General features: G+C 34.9%; 9 protein-coding genes, 4 tRNA genes and 3 rRNA genes. All 16 read right to left on the bottom strand.

All coding sequences use genetic code 11. The features are described 5' to 3' along the window. Positions 1-15: 15 nt before the first annotated feature. Positions 16-612 carry an outer membrane beta-barrel protein gene (locus tag FVE75_RS09805; RefSeq protein WP_147006273.1) on the bottom strand — a complete coding sequence of 199 codons (597 nt, stop codon included), beginning with the start codon at positions 610-612 and terminating at the stop codon, positions 16-18. A 470-nt stretch (positions 613-1082) separates the two neighbouring features. Next, positions 1083-1158 (bottom strand) — tRNA-Phe (locus FVE75_RS09810). Between the two features lie 4 nt (positions 1159-1162). Next, a tRNA-Asp gene (locus FVE75_RS09815) sits at positions 1163-1239 on the bottom strand. A 7-nt stretch (positions 1240-1246) separates the two neighbouring features. Further along, positions 1247-1322: transfer RNA gene (locus tag FVE75_RS09820), tRNA-Val, on the bottom strand. 158 nt (positions 1323-1480) lie between these two features. Then, positions 1481-1987, bottom strand: a complete 507-nt coding sequence (gene ricT, locus FVE75_RS09825) for a PSP1 family protein (protein WP_147006274.1) — start codon at positions 1985-1987, stop codon at positions 1481-1483. Beyond that, positions 1984-2703, bottom strand: a complete 720-nt coding sequence (gene radC, locus FVE75_RS09830) for a RadC family protein (RefSeq protein WP_147006275.1) — start codon at positions 2701-2703, stop codon at positions 1984-1986. Before radC ends, ricT begins: the two co-directional genes overlap by 4 nt. 347 nt (positions 2704-3050) lie before the next feature. Next, complete coding sequence (locus tag FVE75_RS09835) at positions 3051-6104, bottom strand: alpha-amylase family glycosyl hydrolase (RefSeq protein WP_147006276.1); 3054 nt, start codon at positions 6102-6104, stop codon at positions 3051-3053. Between the two features lie 25 nt (positions 6105-6129). Next, entirely contained in the window at positions 6130-7503 is a 1374-nt protein-coding gene (locus FVE75_RS09840; RefSeq protein WP_147006277.1) for an aminopeptidase, read from the bottom strand. Between the two features lie 116 nt (positions 7504-7619). Continuing rightward, positions 7620-8975: a glucose-6-phosphate isomerase gene (locus FVE75_RS09845; protein ID WP_147006278.1), complete on the bottom strand. Its 1356-nt coding sequence runs from the start codon at positions 8973-8975 to the stop codon at positions 7620-7622. Between the two features lie 452 nt (positions 8976-9427). Next, positions 9428-10579: an N-acetylglucosamine-6-phosphate deacetylase gene (nagA, locus tag FVE75_RS09850; RefSeq protein ID WP_147006279.1), complete on the bottom strand. Its 1152-nt coding sequence runs from the start codon at positions 10577-10579 to the stop codon at positions 9428-9430. Positions 10580-10594: 15 nt separating this feature from the next. Further along, complete coding sequence (gene nagB, locus FVE75_RS09855) at positions 10595-11428, bottom strand: glucosamine-6-phosphate deaminase (protein WP_147006280.1); 834 nt, start codon at positions 11426-11428, stop codon at positions 10595-10597. Between the two features lie 1574 nt (positions 11429-13002). Beyond that, on the bottom strand, positions 13003-13287 hold the full coding sequence (locus FVE75_RS09860; RefSeq protein WP_147006281.1) for a hypothetical protein: 285 nt from the start codon (positions 13285-13287) through the stop codon (positions 13003-13005). A gap of 904 nt (positions 13288-14191) precedes the next feature. Next, positions 14192-14268 (bottom strand) — tRNA-Asn (locus tag FVE75_RS09870). Positions 14269-14283: 15 nt separating this feature from the next. After that, positions 14284-14396 (bottom strand): 5S ribosomal RNA (gene rrf, locus FVE75_RS09875). Positions 14397-14457: 61 nt separating this feature from the next. Then, positions 14458-17352: ribosomal RNA gene (locus tag FVE75_RS09880) — 23S ribosomal RNA — on the bottom strand. Positions 17353-17465: 113 nt separating this feature from the next. Beyond that, a 16S ribosomal RNA gene (locus FVE75_RS09885) occupies positions 17466-18974 on the bottom strand. Together the 16S, 23S and 5S rRNA genes with 1 tRNA gene alongside form the textbook arrangement of a ribosomal RNA operon. Positions 18975-19070 lie beyond the last annotated feature (96 nt).

A 19070-nucleotide genomic window follows, 5' to 3' on the forward strand; every position in this document is an offset into this window, starting at 1 on the left:
TTTATTGATTAAATATTAATTTCCTAAATTGAAATCATAACCTACACCAAGAGATACTCTTCTGTAGTTAGCATTATATTTAGATTTAACACCTAAAGGCCCTTCATATTCATATTTACCTTTATTTTCTTTATACATAAGTTCCACATTTACGTTGTTGAAGTTGATTCCTCCACCTACACCGTAGTAAAGTCCACCTTCTGCTTTATATTTACCTAATCTACCATAATCATGATCTCCATTATTGAATGAATATCCTAAGTCACCTTTAACATAAGGTTTAACAGTAGTTTGTGTATCAAATGTATATTTAGCTGTTCCATATACAGGTATTGAATTATAGTTTTTCAAGTTTTGTCCTGAAACTTTATCTTTCAAATCTTTGTGGAATTGGAATGCAGTACCTCCACCTAATTCTAATCCTGAAGTTACTTCATTTCTATATTCAACTCCTACTTCTCCAGAACTGTTTTTAGTTTTTTGATTTTTGTAGTTTTTTCCATAATGGTATTTACCACCTAAATCTAATCCACCTTTTGCTTCAATTTTTCCAGCATCTGCGAATGAAGCTGCTCCTAAAACTAAAAATAAACCAATTAATGTCTTTTTCATAGTCAATCACCTTTCTTTTCTAAAAATCTCCTTTGCGATTTTTCTCTACAAATAAATATTTATCATTTTAAAAGCATACTACCTCTAAATGATAATTAATTATACAACATAGCTCTTATAGATATGTTTATATATATATATTTTTTTCTTTGAGTAATAATACTATAACTGACATCATTCCAAATTTAATCAGTAAAAATTTATTATGACTAATGAATTATATTCTTTTAGAACTTTTTAAATGTATTGATATCTATCAATTTATACTCGAACCCATTTAAAGTTAAACTGATAGAAATTATATAATTTAGGGTTTGAGTAAAATAGTCATAATTTTTGAGTTTTGTTTTAAACTAGTTTTACTATATATTTTCAAAAAAGAAACTTATATTCTGTTATAAGTAAAAAATACAATTTATTATCTCTAACAAATTGTATTTAATATAATAAAATATATTTTGTTTTAAAAATGGTGCCCAGACGCGGAATCGAACCACGGACACAGGGATTTTCAGTCCCTTGCTCTACCGACTGAGCTATCTGGGCATAATGGCGGAAGTGACGAGACTCGAACTCGCGACATCTTGCGTGACAGGCAAGCACTCTAACCAACTGAGCTACACCTCCAAATAAATGGTGGTCACAACTGGGCTCGAACCAGTGACCCCCTGCTTGTAAGGCAGGTGCTCTCCCAACTGAGCTATGCGACCACGTATTTTATTACTTGATAAGTATATCATATATTATTTAATATTTCAACTCTTTTTCAAAAATTTCTATCAATATTCAAAAATTCTCAAAATTAAATTGATAAAATTAAAAAAACTTAGTAATTTAAATAATATATTTTTATTTCCTTTCTAAAATACTACCAATATATTTCTCTTCCATATTTTCCAAAAGCAGACAAAATTCTACCTTCATCATTTGTTTTAATTTGATAAAACTCTACCCGTTTTTTAAAAGTTTTATTCACTTCCTTTACTAGTTCTCTAAAATCAAGCCTATTGTTCGCTGTAAAATAGAATATTAACTTACTTTCATCAAATGTATATTCACCAATAACAAGATTCATTTCAGGAAGAAGTTTTTTAACAATTTTTTTACACTTAAAATATGCGTCATCAGCTTTTTTATCTAACTCAGATAATTTTTCTATTTCCTTTTTTGATAATTTTCTTTTAACTTCTCTAATTTTCAAATCATTCTGTTCACTATTTTCTTTATTTAATGCAACTCCTAAAACTATTCCTATCTGTTCTCCACGGATTGTGTCTACAAGAACATAATCCCCTTTTTTATAATTCTCTGTTTCATTTATCATAAACGGATAAACTTTTTTTGTTTTTCTAAATTTTATATTTATTATATTCATAATATCCCACCTTCTAAAAAACTAAAATATCCTTTCTCGCTTATTATTAAATGATCAAGCAAACGTATTTCCAGACTTTCAAAAACTTCCTTTACTTTCTTTGTCAATAAAATATCAGATTCTGATGGTCTCAAAGAGCCTGATGGATGATTATGTACTAAAATCACTGCTTTTGCATTATATTCTAAAATTTTTTTTACTAATTCACGAATATAAACTGTACTTTTATCAATAGTCCCATAAAATAGCTCCTCTTCCTTCAGCAATTCATTTTGAGTATTCAGAAATAATACTTTAAATACTTCAACGTCTCTATTTAAAAGAGAAAATTTTAAATAATTCAATAATTTAATATTACTTGACAATGTAATTTTTTTATTATGTACTTTTTTATAAAGTTCACTTTCTATAATTTCAAATAAAAGTTTAAAAAATACAATTGCTCTCTCAGTCATATATTTATTTTTTCGCAATTCTTCTTCCGGCTGTTTTAAAATCGTATATAAATCACCGTATTTCTTTAAGAGGCTCTTAGCGATTCCTCTACAATTTTTTCTAATAACTATATAGGTTAACAACAATTCTAAAAGTTCATAATCCAAAAAACCTTTTGTCCCAGTAGATAAAAAACGCTGCCTTAACCTTTCTCTATGCCCTTTCTCCTGCTCTTCGGCCATATCTTGTTCCAACACTAACTCTCTTTTACTCCCCCTCATTTTTCCCCCAAAAAATGTTTTAAAAAAATATTTATACTTGAATAGTTTATCATAAAACGAAAAAAATAACAATATTATAGTATTAATTGAACTAGATAAAAATTATTTATTAAGGTATTGATTTTTTTTGAATTTTTTGTTATAATTATCCTGTTAATATTATTAGTATTATTAATCTTTTCATATATCACAACTGAAGAAAAAATTGGTCATAAAAGGCAGTCCTTATACCTCTTTCTCATGGGCTGTTTTTTATTTACTATTTTTTCTAAAAAATAAAATTTATACAAAATAAGGAGCCAATAAATTTAGCTCCCTATTTTTTTTATATTTTATGGATAATATTTTTATTCATAGTCTCCATCTATCCTAACTTTTCGCAAAATCATCCCTTCCTTGGCTTTTAAATCGAATTTAATTTTCCCAGCCGAACTTGTTCTGAATGTTCTGCCTTCTGTTACCAGGTCAATAAATCTCTCATCTTGATAATTTGTCTCAAATTCAATATTTTCCCAGCTGTTAAATGAATTATTTATTATAACAATAATCGAATGATCCTCAATTATTCTTTCATATGCAATTATGTCTCTGTCGTTGTCAGCAAACACTTCTCTAAACTTACCATAAACAAGTGTTTTATTTTCAAGACGGATTTTTATTAATTTCTTATACCATTCAAATAAATCACGATCGACTTTTTGCTCATAAATTTCGTTTTGGTTAACATGAGATGGATTTTTTTCATCATCATACAAAAATTCATTCCATAACATCGGCTTTCGGCAATATGGGTCTGTTGCTCCCCACATTCCCACTTCATCACCATAAAATAACATTGGTGCTCCAATATAAGTCATTTGGAATATTGAAATTAATTTTAGTATATCTTTTGGCTTAATTAAAATGTTTCGCCAGTCTATTGTTGTGTTTGGATGATAATTTGAAGCTAAATCTGGACGAATTCCATTATACCCTTTTTCTAGCTGTTTTCCTTCTTCCAAATTTCTTCCAAGTACATCATTTACAATTCTTGAATAAAGCCTGTCGGTATCGTGTGAACCGTTTAAGTTCTGACTTGCCTGCAATGCCTGATATGGATACCATGTTCTTTTTTCTCTAAGTTCATTGAAAAAGTCCTGTGCTTTCAGTTTATATCTTACTCCACCTTCATGACTTTGATTTATGAAGAAGCCAATGACTGTTTTTAACCATTCATAATTCATTACAGTGTCAAATTTATTTCCACCATTAATATCGGCCGAAGCATTTCCCCAAAGTTCAGCAGTTATGTATGAATCTTTTTTGCTACCCTTTACGACCTCACGCCATTCATTCCAGAAATTCTGATTTTCAAGACAATTTGGCACATCTAGTCGCCATCCGTCAATCCCGTCATCCTCCATCCAGTTTTCACTTTCTTTTCCGTCAGGCCCATACATCCATTTTCTTGTAATATTGAAAATGTATTCCTTGTACTCCTGATTAAATGTGTTAAATTCAGGAAGTGAATCAAATCCTGCCCAAGCGTTGTAAGCAGTTCTCTTTCTATTTGCAATTAAAGTTTCAAATGCCTGCTCTTCATTCATTTCATCTGTAATTGGGACATGTTCTCCAAAATCTGTAAATTTATACCAGTCCTTGTATTTAGAATTTTCTCCATCCGCAAGTACCATATTAAATGTCCAGTGTTCATTGCTGCTATGATTGAAAACCCCGTCAAATATTACACGGATACCATTTTTATGAAATTCCTTTATCAAATCTACCATTATCAAATCTGATTCTGTCCAAACCCAAGTTGACGGATCTTCTGTTTCCCCATAACCATTTTTCCCACGATTTTCACCATTCAGGTTTACTTGCAGAAGTTTTAGCTCGCTACTTGTCGAAGCCTTATTTCTAAGTACATCCACATACGACTTATTCCCATATTTATTGTTTTTATTAATTTCCACACCATGAGTTTTTCCACTTGTCTTTATCGTTCCAAAGTCTGGTGAAATATGTCTAAAGTCATTTGCTCCATATTTATGGTTTTGATATGAGAAAAATACTGGATTTAGCCATACTGCATTAATTCCCAATTCCTTCATGTATGGTATTTTTTCTTTTATTCCCTGCAAATCTCCACCATACATTCTAGCATATTTCAAGCTGTAGTCAATTTCACGCTCACCCAATTTTTCCCAAATTACCTGTTCCCTAAAGTCAGCAGTCCATCTGTTTCTATCAAACTGACTACGCACGTTATTACTTTTTTCCCATTTGTATTCTTCTACAAAATTTTGTTCATGAAGTCTATTTGGCTTAAATGCTTCTGGTCCAAATTCATTAAAAATCGGATCATTATAATGATTTCCATTGTAAAACCTGTCTGGGAAAATATTGTACCAGATTGCTTCTTTTGCCCAGTTTGGTACATCAAATAACTGTATATCCTTAGAAGTCGTATTCACAATTAATCTCTTTGGTTTGCTATAGCTCAATGTTTCCCCGTTAAAATATGCTCTTGATCCATTGTCTTCAAGAATAAAATAATACAAAAGCTTTTTGGCTTCTTTACCAAAATTTATTATTCTTTCAAAATAATCGAATCCATTTGTCTTATCCTGATATCTTTCCAGTTCATAAATCATCTCATAACTATCTTCCTCATGTAGAACTACACTAATGTAGGCACGTTCCACATCGTTCATCTGAGTTCTTATTTTAAATTCATATTCACTATCCGACAATTTATTAAAATATTGCAAACTGTTATAATCATGTACTATCGCCTTCAAATCAGTATTTTTATCAATTGCTTCATACACAAATTTTCCAGTTCCAAAATCTCCTTGAGGAAACAATGCTCCATTTTCTCCAATAACCAGTTTTCTATTTTCATTCTGAGGATACCATTTTCCATCAATCAGATATTTATATTCATAAACTCCTTCAGGCGAAGCAAGTACTACTTTATAGTTTGTTCCTTCAAAATGATGGATAGGTTCTGTATCAGGCTTCCAGTTATTAAAGTTACCTGCAATTTGAACTTTATCCGCCTTTTCCAGTCCAAAATCAGCAATATCCAAATTCATTCTGTAAAATTTCATTTTAGTTAATGAAAATATCTTTTTTGAGGGAGAATATTCTACATAAATATCTATTCCTTTTTGAAATCCAGTTATTGATTTTGGCGGCAAGTTTTCATCCACTACTGCCTCAAATCTTTTTGCAAAAGGTGCTGTATGGCTGTAAGTCACACCACTTATTACTCCACTTTCCTCATCCTTTATTTCAAAAAAATAACTTCCTGACTCGACATTTCCCCATTTATATATAAAATTTTCCCAATGTTGTTTTAAATTCTCTTCCTTGTAGAATTTATTATCTTTATAAATTATAATTTTATAGCCCATTTTTTCTCCTAATTATCTACTCTCCCTAATTTAACTCAAAAAATACTTTATATGCTCTGTATGTTTCATACAAATCCGCTTTTGATGAGATTTCAAATAAAGAGTGCATTGATAAAAGTGCAGGCCCTGCATCTATCGTTCTGATTCCGTAGTAAGCCAAGAACTTAGCAACTGTTCCTCCACCACCTTCATCTACTTTTCCAAAGCCACCCGACTGATATTTAATCTCATTTTTGTCAAATATTTGTCTTATTTCCTGAATAAATTCTGCATCAGCATCGTTTGCCATAGCTTTTCCACGGCTTCCTGTATATTTTGCAAATGCCAGTCCATAAGACAGTCTTGCTGCATTTTCTGAATCATGAACTGACTTAAATACAGGATTTAACGCAGCCGTAACATCTGATGACAATGCTTTTGAGTTCCATAAAGTTTCCCTCAATATCTGATCATTGTAATTTTTTTCTGTAAGTGACAGCATTTTTCCAACAACATATTCAGGCAATGTTGACTTCAAGCTCGTAGAACCTTCACTTCCAATTTCTTCTTTATCTGTCAAATAAATCATAACAGTTTTTTCAGTTTCCTTCACATCAAACAAGGCTCTAAGCGAAGTATATGCACAAATTCTGTCATCTTGACCATATCCTCCAATCATGCTCTTATCAAGCCCCACATCCCGCAATTTCCCAGCCGGCACAACTTCCAGCTCCGCTGTAAAGAAATCATCTTCTTCTATTCCATAATCTTTTTTCAATTTATCAAGCACAAACTGCTTTATTTTTTTATTTACATTTTCATCATCTAAAGGCATATTTCCAAATAATAATTTTAGTTCCTCACCTTTAATAACATCTCTTGCCTTTCTTTCATCCTGCACATTGTAAGACAAATGTGGCAATATATCAGGCATACTGAATACAGGCTCGTCATCTTTTTCTCCAATAGAAAGTGTCACTTTTTCTCCGTTTTTTAAGAAAACAACACCATGCAATGCAAGTGGAGTCGCGGCCCATTGATATTTTTTAATTCCACCATAATAATGCGTGTTTAATAGTGCAAATTCTTCTTCTTCCATTATCGGATTTGGCTTCAAATCCAGTCTTGGTGAATCCACATGGGAGACAATCATATTAATCCCGCTTTTTATATCATTTCCAATAATTACTGCAATGATGTTTTTATTTCTATTGTTAAAATAAATTTTATCCCCTTTTTTCAATTCACTTTTTTCATTAATATTGACAAAGCCATTTTTTTTAAGTTCCTTTTCTGTCAAATCCACAAATTCTCTCTCCGTTTTGGCAGAATCCAAATATTTTTTATAATCTTCAGCAAAGTCAAAAATCACTTTCTTTTGCTCATCTGTATAATTTTTCCACAAATTTTCTTTTGTCATTTTCTACATCCTTTCCAAAATTCACAAAATATACAACAAAAGATGGCGACTTGAAAAAAATATCCCAAATCAGCCACCTTCTTTCCTAGTAAAATTAATTTTTCAATTTACCTAAATTATTTAACTTCGTTCAATTTTTTTTCCAATTCTTTTCCAGCTTCTTCATATCCAGGTTTTCCTAATAATGCAAACATATTTTTCTTATATGCTTCCACTCCTGGCTGATCAAATGGATTTACACCTAAAAGGTATCCACTTACCCCACATGCTTTTTCAAAGAAATAGAATGTATATCCTAAATGATAAGGAGTAGCTTCAGGAATGTTTACACCTAAATTAGGTACATCTCCGTCAATATGTGCCAAAATTACTCCATCAGTTGCTTTTTTATTTACATAATCCAATGTTTTCCCAGCAATAAAGTTTAGTCCGTCAAGGTTATCCTTGTCGCTTTCAATGACAAATTCCACTTCTGGTTTTCCAATAGAAACTACTGTTTCAAAGAATAATCTTTTTCCTTCCTGAATATATTGACCCAATGAATGCAAGTCTGCTGAAAAGTCTGCCGAAGTTGGATACAATCCTTTTCCATCTTTTCCTTCAGATTCTCCAAATAATTGTTTCCACCATTCTGCCAAATAATGAACTCTTGGCTCATAATTTACCATTAATTCCAAGTCTTTTCCTTTTCTATGTAAAATATTTCTTACAGCCGCATATTGTAAAGCCTGATTTTCGTCCATGTTTTTATTTGCAAAGTCATTCATTGCATCTTTTGCTCCAGCCATCAATTCATCAATGTTAATTCCAGCCGCCGCGATTGGTAAAAGTCCTACTGCAGTCAATACAGAAAATCTTCCTCCAACATTGTCAGGTACAACAAAAGTTTCATATCCTTCAGTTGTAGCAAGTGTTTTTAATGCTCCTTTCTCCTTATCTGTTGTAGCGTATATTCTTTTTGCAGCTTCTTCTTTTCCATACTTTTCTTCCAGCATTTTTTTGAACACTCTGAATGCAATCGCAGGCTCAGTTGTAGTTCCGGATTTTGAAATTACATTTACTGAAAAATCTCTGTCTCCGACAACTTCTATTAAATGTTGTAAATAAACACCGCTCATATTTGTTCCTGCAAAGTAAATTTCAGGAGTTTTTCTTTTATCTTTTGGCAAGTTATTGTAAAAGCTGTGTGACAAAAATTCAATTGCAGCCTTTGCCCCTAGATACGATCCTCCAATTCCAATTACAACTAAAACTTCTGAATCATTTTTAATTTTTTCAGCTGCTTTTTTTATTCTAGCAAATTCATCTTTATCATAGTTTTCAGGCAAGTCAACCCATCCTAAAAAATCATTTCCTGCTCCACTTTTTGAAGTCAGTACTTCATTTGCCAATTCTACATACGGTTTAATCTGTTTCAATTCATTTTCATTAAAAAAATTTTTTGCAAATTGATAATTAAAATTCAATTTCATTTTCTTTTGTCTCCTTAATATATTTTATTCCCTAGATTTCTTTAACAAATCAAGAAATCCCTATTATTCCACACATAGTAATACAACTTTAAAATCGAATAATAATATAACAAAACTACTTAAAAACCAAATTTATAAAATTATAAATAATAATTATATTTAGTTTTAAAGTGATTTTTTATTAAACTATTTTTTCAACTAAAGTATAACAAAAAAAGCACTTTTTTTCAAATTTTTCTAACATATTTTTAGATTTTTAAAAATTTTTTCTAAAAATTTTAAATTTTATCACATATTGTCCAAGTTTCTCAAAATAGAATTAATTTTAATTACATATATTCAGCCTTTTAACTTGAGTTTTAAAACAGTTTTACTGTTATTCCCTTATACTGAATTAATCAAGATTAAACAAATTTAACATTCTAACAAAATATCATAATTTTAAATTTAACTTATTCGTATTTTGTTAAATTTCCCTTACTTACAGTCCCCTTAATATTAAACTTTTCATCAAAATATGTTAAATCAGCAAAATATCCTTCCTTTATAAATCCATATTTTTCATCCACAGCTACAGCCTCTGCTGGATAAGAAGTAGCCATTCTAAGTGCTTCTTCTAGCGAAACATGAACTTTTTCCACAAGATTTTTTACTCCATCAATCATAACTAAAGCTGATCCGCCTAGTGTCCCTTCTGGCGAAACACATTTACCATCCTTATATAAAACTCTATTTCCTTCAAACATAAATTCTGTCATATTATCAGTTCCAGCGGGACTAACAGCATCTGTCACAAGATAAAGCCGATCTTTCAATATTTTCTTAGCAATTTCCACAGAAGCAAAATCCATGTGAAGCCCATCAACTATTATCCCACAGTTTGTAGTGTCATTATTGAATAAAAATCCTACAACTCCTGGCTCTCTTGAATCCAATGCTCTCATGGCATTATACAAATGCGTAGCACAGTTAAAATAGTCTTTCTTTTCCATACATTCCTTATACGTTGCATTCGTATGCCCCACAGCGATATTAATCCCTGCTTTTTTTAATATTTCAAGATGTTCGACTTTAGCCTTTTCAGGTGCAATTGTTATTATTTTTGTAGCTTCAGGTCCTGCATTCGCTATTTTTTCTACCATTTCATCAGATAAAACCCTTATATATTCAGGACGATGAATTCCTTTTTTCTCAACACTTATATAAGGTCCTTCTATGTGAAGCCCCAAAACTCCAATTTCTTCCTTATCTTTTATTTCATTCATAAGATTTAGAGCTTTTTCTATTTTCTCATCTGGAGAAGTTATAAGTGTTGGCAAAAACGAAGTACATCCGTATCTCTTATTAGTTTCATTCATTATCTCAAGTGTCTTTCGTGAAATATCATCATTAAACAGCACTCCTCCACATCCATTAATCTGCAAGTCAATAAATCCTGGCGACAAAACCATCCCTTTGGCATCAACCAATTCCTGATTTTCTAATTCTTTTTCATCAATCAATGAAAAATCCGTTACTTTCTTTATAAATTTTCCTTCCAAAACAACGGTGTCTTCGTCAATAAACTTTTCTCCATCAAATATCTTTGCATTCTTTATAATCATTTCAATAATTCCTCTCTATTTTGCTAATTCTATTAAATATTTTTTATATTCTTCCAAATTCAAATTTTTTGCCTCAATTTCTTTAAAATACCTGTACGTTTTTACTTTTATATCCGAAGCTGCCATCTCATCAATTACTAATACAGCCCTTTTATGCAGCTGCAAAGCCGAAATTGTCCAGAGATGATTTACTCCACCTTCTACTCCATGATAAACTGCACGAGCCTTTTTGTAGCCATTTGCAAGAATCATAACTTCCTTTGAATCCATAAGTGTTCCTACACCTATTGTCAAAGCCAGTTTTGGCACTTTTTCAATGTCATTGTCAAAAAATCTAGAATTTGCCAAGATTGTATCATAAGTCAACTCTTTATCACGTGTATGTGAAGAAAGTGAGGATCCAGGCTCATTAAATGCTATATGTCCATCCTCTCCAACTCCACCTAAAAATAGCTGTATTCCACCTACTGCCTTTATTTTGTTCTCATAATCTTCACATTCTTTTTCCAAATCTTCGGCACATCCATTCAGAATATTTATATTTTCTTTTTTTATATCAATATATTTAAAAAAGTTCTCATTCATAAAATAATGATAACTTTGGGGATTTTCTGGCTTTAATCCCACATATTCATCCATATTAAAAGTCACAACATTTTCAAATGATAAAATTTTTTCATTATACAAATTTATCAATTCCTTATAAGTTGCAAGTGGCGTAGAACCAGTAGGAAGCCCTAATACAAAAGGCTTTTCCTTTGTAGGTTTAAATTTCAATATTTTTTTAGCTATTTGGTATGCACTCCATTTTGCAACTTCATCAGCATTTTTAAGAACAATTACACGCATTTAATTCACTTCCTTTAATAATTTCAAAAAATTTAAATTTTCATTAAAACAAACCTATTATTATTATATAACTTTTTTCAATTATGTCAAGTAATTATATTCCTAAATTGCAATATTAATTTCTACATTTCCTAAAATTTTTTTAAAATTAATTCATACAAAAATTTTTCAAATTGTATTGAATAATTTAAATATTTTTTTGGCCTTAAGTTTATAATTATTAAGATTTTTATCAATTTTTCTATGTTTATCGCTAATATATCAATTAAAATTCTCTTAGAAGATTTCTGTCATTATCATCGCAGCGTCTTTGCTATGAACAATAAAAATCTACAAAACAGAAATCTTCTCTGTTTCTTCTCTGCATGAAAATTCCTTATCCCTATTTGTTGATAATTTTGAAGGATAATTCCTCTCTTTAATTCCTTGCCAATAATTTGATTAGAATACTCTATTTTGCATAACCTATTTTCTATCAAAAATTTATTTTTTCACTTATTGGGAGCCTTTGTATCGGTATTTAACTGAGTATCTAAAAAAAGCATTCACTATCGATTCTTTTTATCTCACTCCCACTATCTATTAAATATTCAAACAATTTTAGAAATTTTGCAATTTTCTTTTAACAGAATCTCTAGTTTATTTTTTCATTTATGGTAAAATATTTATGTCTCTTGATATATTACTTTTCACTAATGTTTTTGTGATTATTAACATTTTAACACAAAATTATCAAAGGTTTTCATGTATCACAATATATTATACAATCTTATGATTATAAAAATATTTATCCCTTCATACACTTTTAAATTAGACCTGTTCAATAATTATATTAAATTTGAAATTGCAGTGAGATAAATATTGCTTTGAAGGGAATAAAATATCTTATTAGAGATAAAAAATATAAAGTTGCCGAACAAGTCTATTGTTAATTTCTCTTATGCTATTTTAATACTTTCAAAATTTAAAATTTTTCTGACATATCATTTATCTCATATTATATTTTTTTATTATTTTTATCCAAATAGCAATTAGCCTCTTACTGCTTTTCATTTTAGCATAGTAAATATAACCTGTTCGATTTCTGTATATTTTTTAGCCAAATTTTATTCAAATAGTATTTTATAACTATTTCTAAATTTCCAAACTCGTTTTTATTGCCAGTTTAAGTTTTTTTATAAAAAGTTTCAAAATAAATTTAAAATATATATCATATTATAAAAATGTATTATTTTAATCTAATTCTATTTCCAACATTTTTTCTTAATTTATATCAAATTCAAGTTACGTAACAAATTCATTAAAAAATATTTTCTAACAAGAGGTAATACTAAATCTTGTAAAGAAACTAGTTAAGATGAAAAGTTTTAAATTTTTACTAACACAGTAAGTAATTTAAAATTTATAAAATATCTAATTCAGAATCTCTAAAATAAACATACTCTAATAATTCATTTTTTCTAGTACCTTCAATTTTAACAGAAAAACATATCTTATCTCCAATAATTCTAATATTTCCAAAATATAAATCAGGACTACACCAATAATCTTTTTTACTACAAACTCTTCATTTTTTAAATAAAATTCAAATATTTTTCATATTCCCCATTTCTATATCTATAAAACTCTATACAATCTTCCATAAAATTCCATAATTTTTTATCAAAATATTTTAATCCATCACTAAGAATTATTTCCTCAGAAAAATAAACTTTTTCACAATCTTTTGTAACTGTTATGTTTCCATTTCCACTATAATTCCATTTCATTTCTGAATTTTCAAGACTTTGTGCCTTAAAATAAATTCTATTAACATTTTTCATTATATCATACATAATTACAATATTATTATTTTTCATAATTCACCTACAACTTTTTATTTCTTAAATCTTAAAATAAATTTACTATATCTCACAACACAATTTAACTAAATTACATTTTAAGTAAAAAGCTAAATAAAAACAACTATTACAACTTTGTTTTATATTTTTTTAATATAAAAGAAGAAGCCCTTCAAAGTACCAATGATTTCAAAAGCTTCCACAACTTTTTAAAAAACTGCTTATCTATATCAATTAAAATAAACATAATGTTTTTCCCAAAAAAGTTTAAAACAACTGCTCAAACTCTAAAAATTAATTTATTTCCTCTTTATCTTTTTCAAAAGACTACTCATTGCTCCAAATCCTTATCTTGTGGTAAAGATTTGTCCTAATAATTAAAATTGCGAAAGAATTACTATACAATAACCTCTATATCCAGTCTACGACTTTTTTCTTCACTTATCAAAACTCGTTATGCTTATATATTTTAGCCACATAAAAGAATGTTACGACAAACTATTTATACTGAAATATGTTTAAAATTTGAAAATATTAGTTTCATACTCTTTATTTAGAATAGTTTTTAATAAATTCACTATTTTATTAGTCTTAGAACTATTTTTTAATTATATTCAAAATAAAAAAGCTCATGACTTAGACGAACGCAAGCTAATAGGTAATGGAGAATATAAAATTTTTACTTTAGAAAATGAAAAATACAAAATCCTTTAATTGTACTCGAACCTATTTAAAATTGAACTGATAGAAATTATATAATTTATGGTTTGAGTAAAATAGTCATAATTTTTGAGTTCTATTTTAAACTAGTTTTACTATAAATTCACTATAGTTTACTTTTTATGGAAGAGCTGTATAATGAAAAAAAAGCAAAAAAAAACTTCCGAGGGAGGAAATTAGATGATAAGGGGTATAAAAAGAATGGCGTCCCCGGTTGGACTCGAACCAACGGCCCTCTGATTAACAGTCAGATGCTCTAACCGGCTGAGCTACGGAGACGCAAAAGAAAAAAAAGTTTGGCGGCTTCCTATTTTCCCGGGACGAATCCAAGTATCGTAGGCGCAGGCAGACTTAACTGCCGGGTTCGAAATGTGACCGGGTGTATCCCTGCCGCTATGATCGCCAAACTTTTGAATATAGATTGCATTGCCTAAGGCAATGGGAAATAAATAGCAGAAGCAAAAGACTACATAAAAGCATACGTAATATTAGTACCAGTCCGCATGTCACCATGCTTCCACCTCGAACCTATTAACCTCATCGACCATGTGTTCTCCATGGATACTGCGATCACTCATCTCAAAGCCGGCTTCCCGCTTAGATGCTTTCAGCGGTTATCCGTTCCAGACGTGACTACTCAGCCGTGCCACTGGCGTGACAACTGATACATCAGAGGTCTGTCCAACCCGGTCCTCTCGTACTAAGGTCAGATCTTTTCAGTGCTCAAGCGCCTGCAGTGGATAGGGACCGAACTGTCTCACGACGTTCTGAACCCAGCTCGCGTGCCTCTTTAATGGGCGAACAGCCCAACCCTTGGGACCTTCTCCAGCCAGGATGAGACGAGCCGACATCGAGGTGCCAAACACTTCCGTCGATATGGACTCTTGGGAAGTATCAGCCTGTTATCCCCGGGGTAGCTTTTATCCGTTGAGCGACGGTCCTTCCATTCGGAACCGCCGGATCGCTAACTCCCACTTTCGTGCCTGCTCGACCCGTCAGTCTTGCAGTCAAGCTCCCTTATGCGTTTGCACTCTTAGGCTGATTTCCATCCAGCCTGAGGGAACCTTTGAACGCCTCCGTTACTCTTTGGGAGGCGACCGCCCCAGTCAAACTGCCCATCTAGCACTGTCTCCGTTTCCAGATTAGAATTCCGACGGCATATGGTTGGTATTCCAACGACGACTCTGCCAAGACTGACGCCTTGGCTTCACAGTCTCCCAACTATCCTATACACATGCAGTAGAACCCAATGCCAAACTACAGTAAAGCTCCACGGGGTCTTTCCGTCCTACTGCAGGTAGCCGGTATCTTCACCGGCATTACAACTTCACCAGGTCTCCAGCCAAGACAGCTCCCAAATCATTTCACCATTCGTGCAGGTCGGAACTTACCCGACAAGGAATTTCGCTACCTTAGGACCGTTATAGTTACGGCCGCCGTTCACCGGGGCTTCAATTCGAGTCTCTCAACCCTCCTCTTAACCTTCCGGCACTGGGCAGGTGTCAGCCCATATACGTCGCCTTTCAGCTTAGCATAGACCTGTGTTTTTGGTAAACAGTTGCTTGGGACTCTTCACTGCGGCCTGTTTCCCCTCAGGGCGTCTCTCCCTTCAGGTATGTCAGGCACCCCTTCTCCCGAAGTTACGGTATTTTGCAGAGTTCCTTAGCTAGAGTTATCCTGTTTAAGTTTCTCACTCTGTCCACCTGTGTCGGTTTACAGTACGGGCGCTGGTTCTCATCGATAGAAGTTTTTCTCGGCAGTGTAGGATGCGGCTTATGCAAGATGCACTTACCCGTCAGGTCTCACATTTAGGCATGCGGATTTTCCTGCATGCCCATGCTACGCCCTTAGAAAGGCTATTCCGTCAGCCTTCCCGCATACCTTCCTGCGTCACTCCGTCTCTCAGGCGATAACAGCGGTACAGGAATATTAACCTGTTTTCCATTCGCCATCACATTTTTGCTTATGCTTAGGTCCCGACTCCCCCAGGGCGGACAAACCTTCCCCTGGAAACCTTGGACTTCCGGCCGGCGGGATTCTCGCCCGCCTTCTCGCTACTCATTCCTGCATTCTCACTTCTGATACCTCCAGAATGGCCTTGCGGCATTCCTTCAACGGCCTACAGAACGCTCTCCTACCAGGCGTGCAAGCACGCCTCCGCAGCTTCGGTTTATGTCTTAGCCCCGTTACATCTTCGGCGCAGATACTCTCGACCAGTGAGCTATTACGCACTCTTTCAAGGCATGGCTGCTTCTAAGCCAACCTCCTGGTTGTCTGTGAATATCCACCTCCTTTCCCACTTAGACATAATTAGGGACCTTAGCTGGCGGTCTGGGCTGTTCCCCTCTCGTCCGAGGACCTTGTCATCCACGGACTCACTCCTGGCTATTAATATGCGGTATTCGCAGTTTGCTTGATTTCGGTAAGCAGTACGCCCCCTAGACCATACAGAGCTCTACCCCCGCATATCTTCATGCCAAGGCTGCACCTAAATGCATTTCGGAGAGAACGAGCTATCTCCTAGTTCGATTGGCTTTTCACCCCTAGACCTATCTCATCTCCCAACTTTTCAACGGCGGTGAGTTCTACTCCACTGAGTCTTACCTCAGCTTCAGCCTGGACAGTATAGATCACTAGGTTTCGCGTCTATGGCTGGCGACTTGTCGCCCTGTTAAGACTCGGTTTCCCTTCGGCTCCGTTCTATTAACCTTGCCACCAGCCATAACTCGCAGGATGATTAACCAAAATCCACGCAGTCACACATAAAGTGCTCCTACCGTTTGTAAGCACACGGTTTCAAATTCTGTTTCACTCCCTTGCTCAGGGTTCTTTTCACCTTTCCCTCACGGTACTCTTCACTATCGGTCAACAGCAGTATTTAGCCTTGCGTGATATGGTCCACGCTGATTCACGCCAGATTCCTCGTGCCTGACGCTACTCGGGTGCTTCCAGTCGCAGCATATGCTTTATGTTCTACAGGACTATCACCTTCTTCGGTCCAGCTTCCCAGCTGGTTCCACTTACACATATGCGGCTTAAGCATTATGACAATCCGCTGATGGAAGTCCCACAACCCCGTGCCAGCAACGCTGTCCGCTTGGCACTGGCACGGTTTAGGCTCCTCCCCGTTCGCTCGCCGCTACTCAGGGAATCGTTTTTACTTTCTTTTCCTCCCGCTACTTAGATGTTTCAGTTCGCGGGCTTACCGTTTTCACGCATGTCCTCCAGACATGCAGGTTTACCCATTCGGAAATCCGGGAATCACTGATCATGTGCATCTCCTCCCGGCTTATCGCAGCTTATCACGTCCTTCATCGGCTGCTGTTGCCTAGGCATCCTCCGTGTGCCCTTGTTAGCTTTTTCTCCAGAATAACTTTTTACTCCAGTTTAATTGTAATCTTTTACCTACTATTCATTTCCCATTGTCCTAGTATTGAACATAGACATAAGAAGAAGCTGTGCATGTTGCTCCTTAGAAAGGAGGCGATCCATCCGCACCTTCCGGTACGGATACCTTGTTACGACTTCACCCCAATCACTATCCACACCTTAGATGCCTTCCTCCTTGCGGTTGGACCAGCAGCTTCAGGTGCAGACAACTCTCGTGGTGTGACGGGCGGTGTGTACAAGACCCGAGAACGTATTCACCGTAGCATTGCCGATCTGCGATTACTAGCGATTCCAGCTTCATGAAGCCGAGTTGCAGGCTTCAATCCGAACTTGGACCGGCTTTAAAGATTCGCTCGGCGTTGCCGCCTGGCTGCTCTCTGTACCCCATTGTAGCACGTGTGTAGCCCAGATCATAAGGGGCATGATGACTTGACGTCATCCCCACCTTCCTCCTGCTCTTCGCAGGCAGTCTCGCTAGAGTCCCCAACTTAATGATGGCAACTAACGATAGGGGTTGCGCTCGTTGCGGGACTTAACCCAACATCTCACGACACGAGCTGTCGACAGCCATGCACCACCTGTCTCTGCGTTCCCGAAGGCACTGCCCGCTCTCACGGGCATTCGCAGGATGTCAAGATCTGGTAAGGTTCCTCGCGTTGCGTCGAATTAAACCACATGCTCCACCGCTTGTGCGGGTCCCCGTCAATTCCTTTGAGTTTCAGCCTTGCGGCCGTACTCCCCAGGCGGATTACTTATCGCATTTGCTTCGGCACGGACACTCTTCATGCCCACACCCAGTAATCATCGTTTACAGCTAGGACTACCAGGGTATCTAATCCTGTTTGCTCCCCTAGCTTTCGCACTTCAGCGTCAGTTACCGTCCAGTGAACTATCTTCATCATCGGCATTCCTGCACATATCTACGAATTTCACCTCTACTCGTGCAGTTCCGTCCACCTCTCCGATACTCTAGCCCTGTAGTTTCCGGGGCAGGCCTGCGGTTGAGCCGCAGGTTTTCACCCTAGACTTACAGGGCCGCCTAGATGCCCTTTATGCCCAATAATTCCGGATAACGCTTGCGACATACGTATTACCGCGGCTGCTGGCACGTATTTAGCCGTCGCTTCTTCTGCAGGTACCGTCACTTTCTTCTTCCCTGCTGAAAGCACTTTACAATCCGAAAACCTTCTTCATGCACACAGAATTGCTGGATCAGGGTTGCCCCCATTGTCCAATATTCCCCACTGCTGCCTCCCGTAGGAGTAAGGGCCGTATCTCAGTCCCCTTGTGGCCGTTCACCCTCTCAGGCCGGCTACCTATCATCGCCTTGGTGGGCCGTTACCCCACCAACTAGCTAATAGGACGCAAGGCTCTCCTGCAGCGTCTCCTTTCATCAGGCCGGCATGCGCCAGCCTGACAATACCAGGTGTTATCAGTCGTTTCCGTCTGTTATCCCTGTCTGCAGGGCAAGTTCCTTACGCGTTACTCACCCGTCCGCCTTGGCTAGACTGCGCAAGCGCAGCTTCGCCAATGACTTGCATGTGTTAAGCATTCTGTCAGCGTTCATCCTGAGCCAGGATCAAACTCTTCATTCAATATATTTCTCATATATTTTATTTCCACCTTAGTCTTGACGAGTTTCTTGCCTTCAAGGCAAGTGCTCTTGACTTTTATTTATATCTTACACATTG

Source organism: Leptotrichia hongkongensis, from assembly GCF_007990635.1.
GTDB classification, from domain to species: domain Bacteria; phylum Fusobacteriota; class Fusobacteriia; order Fusobacteriales; family Leptotrichiaceae; genus Leptotrichia; species Leptotrichia hongkongensis.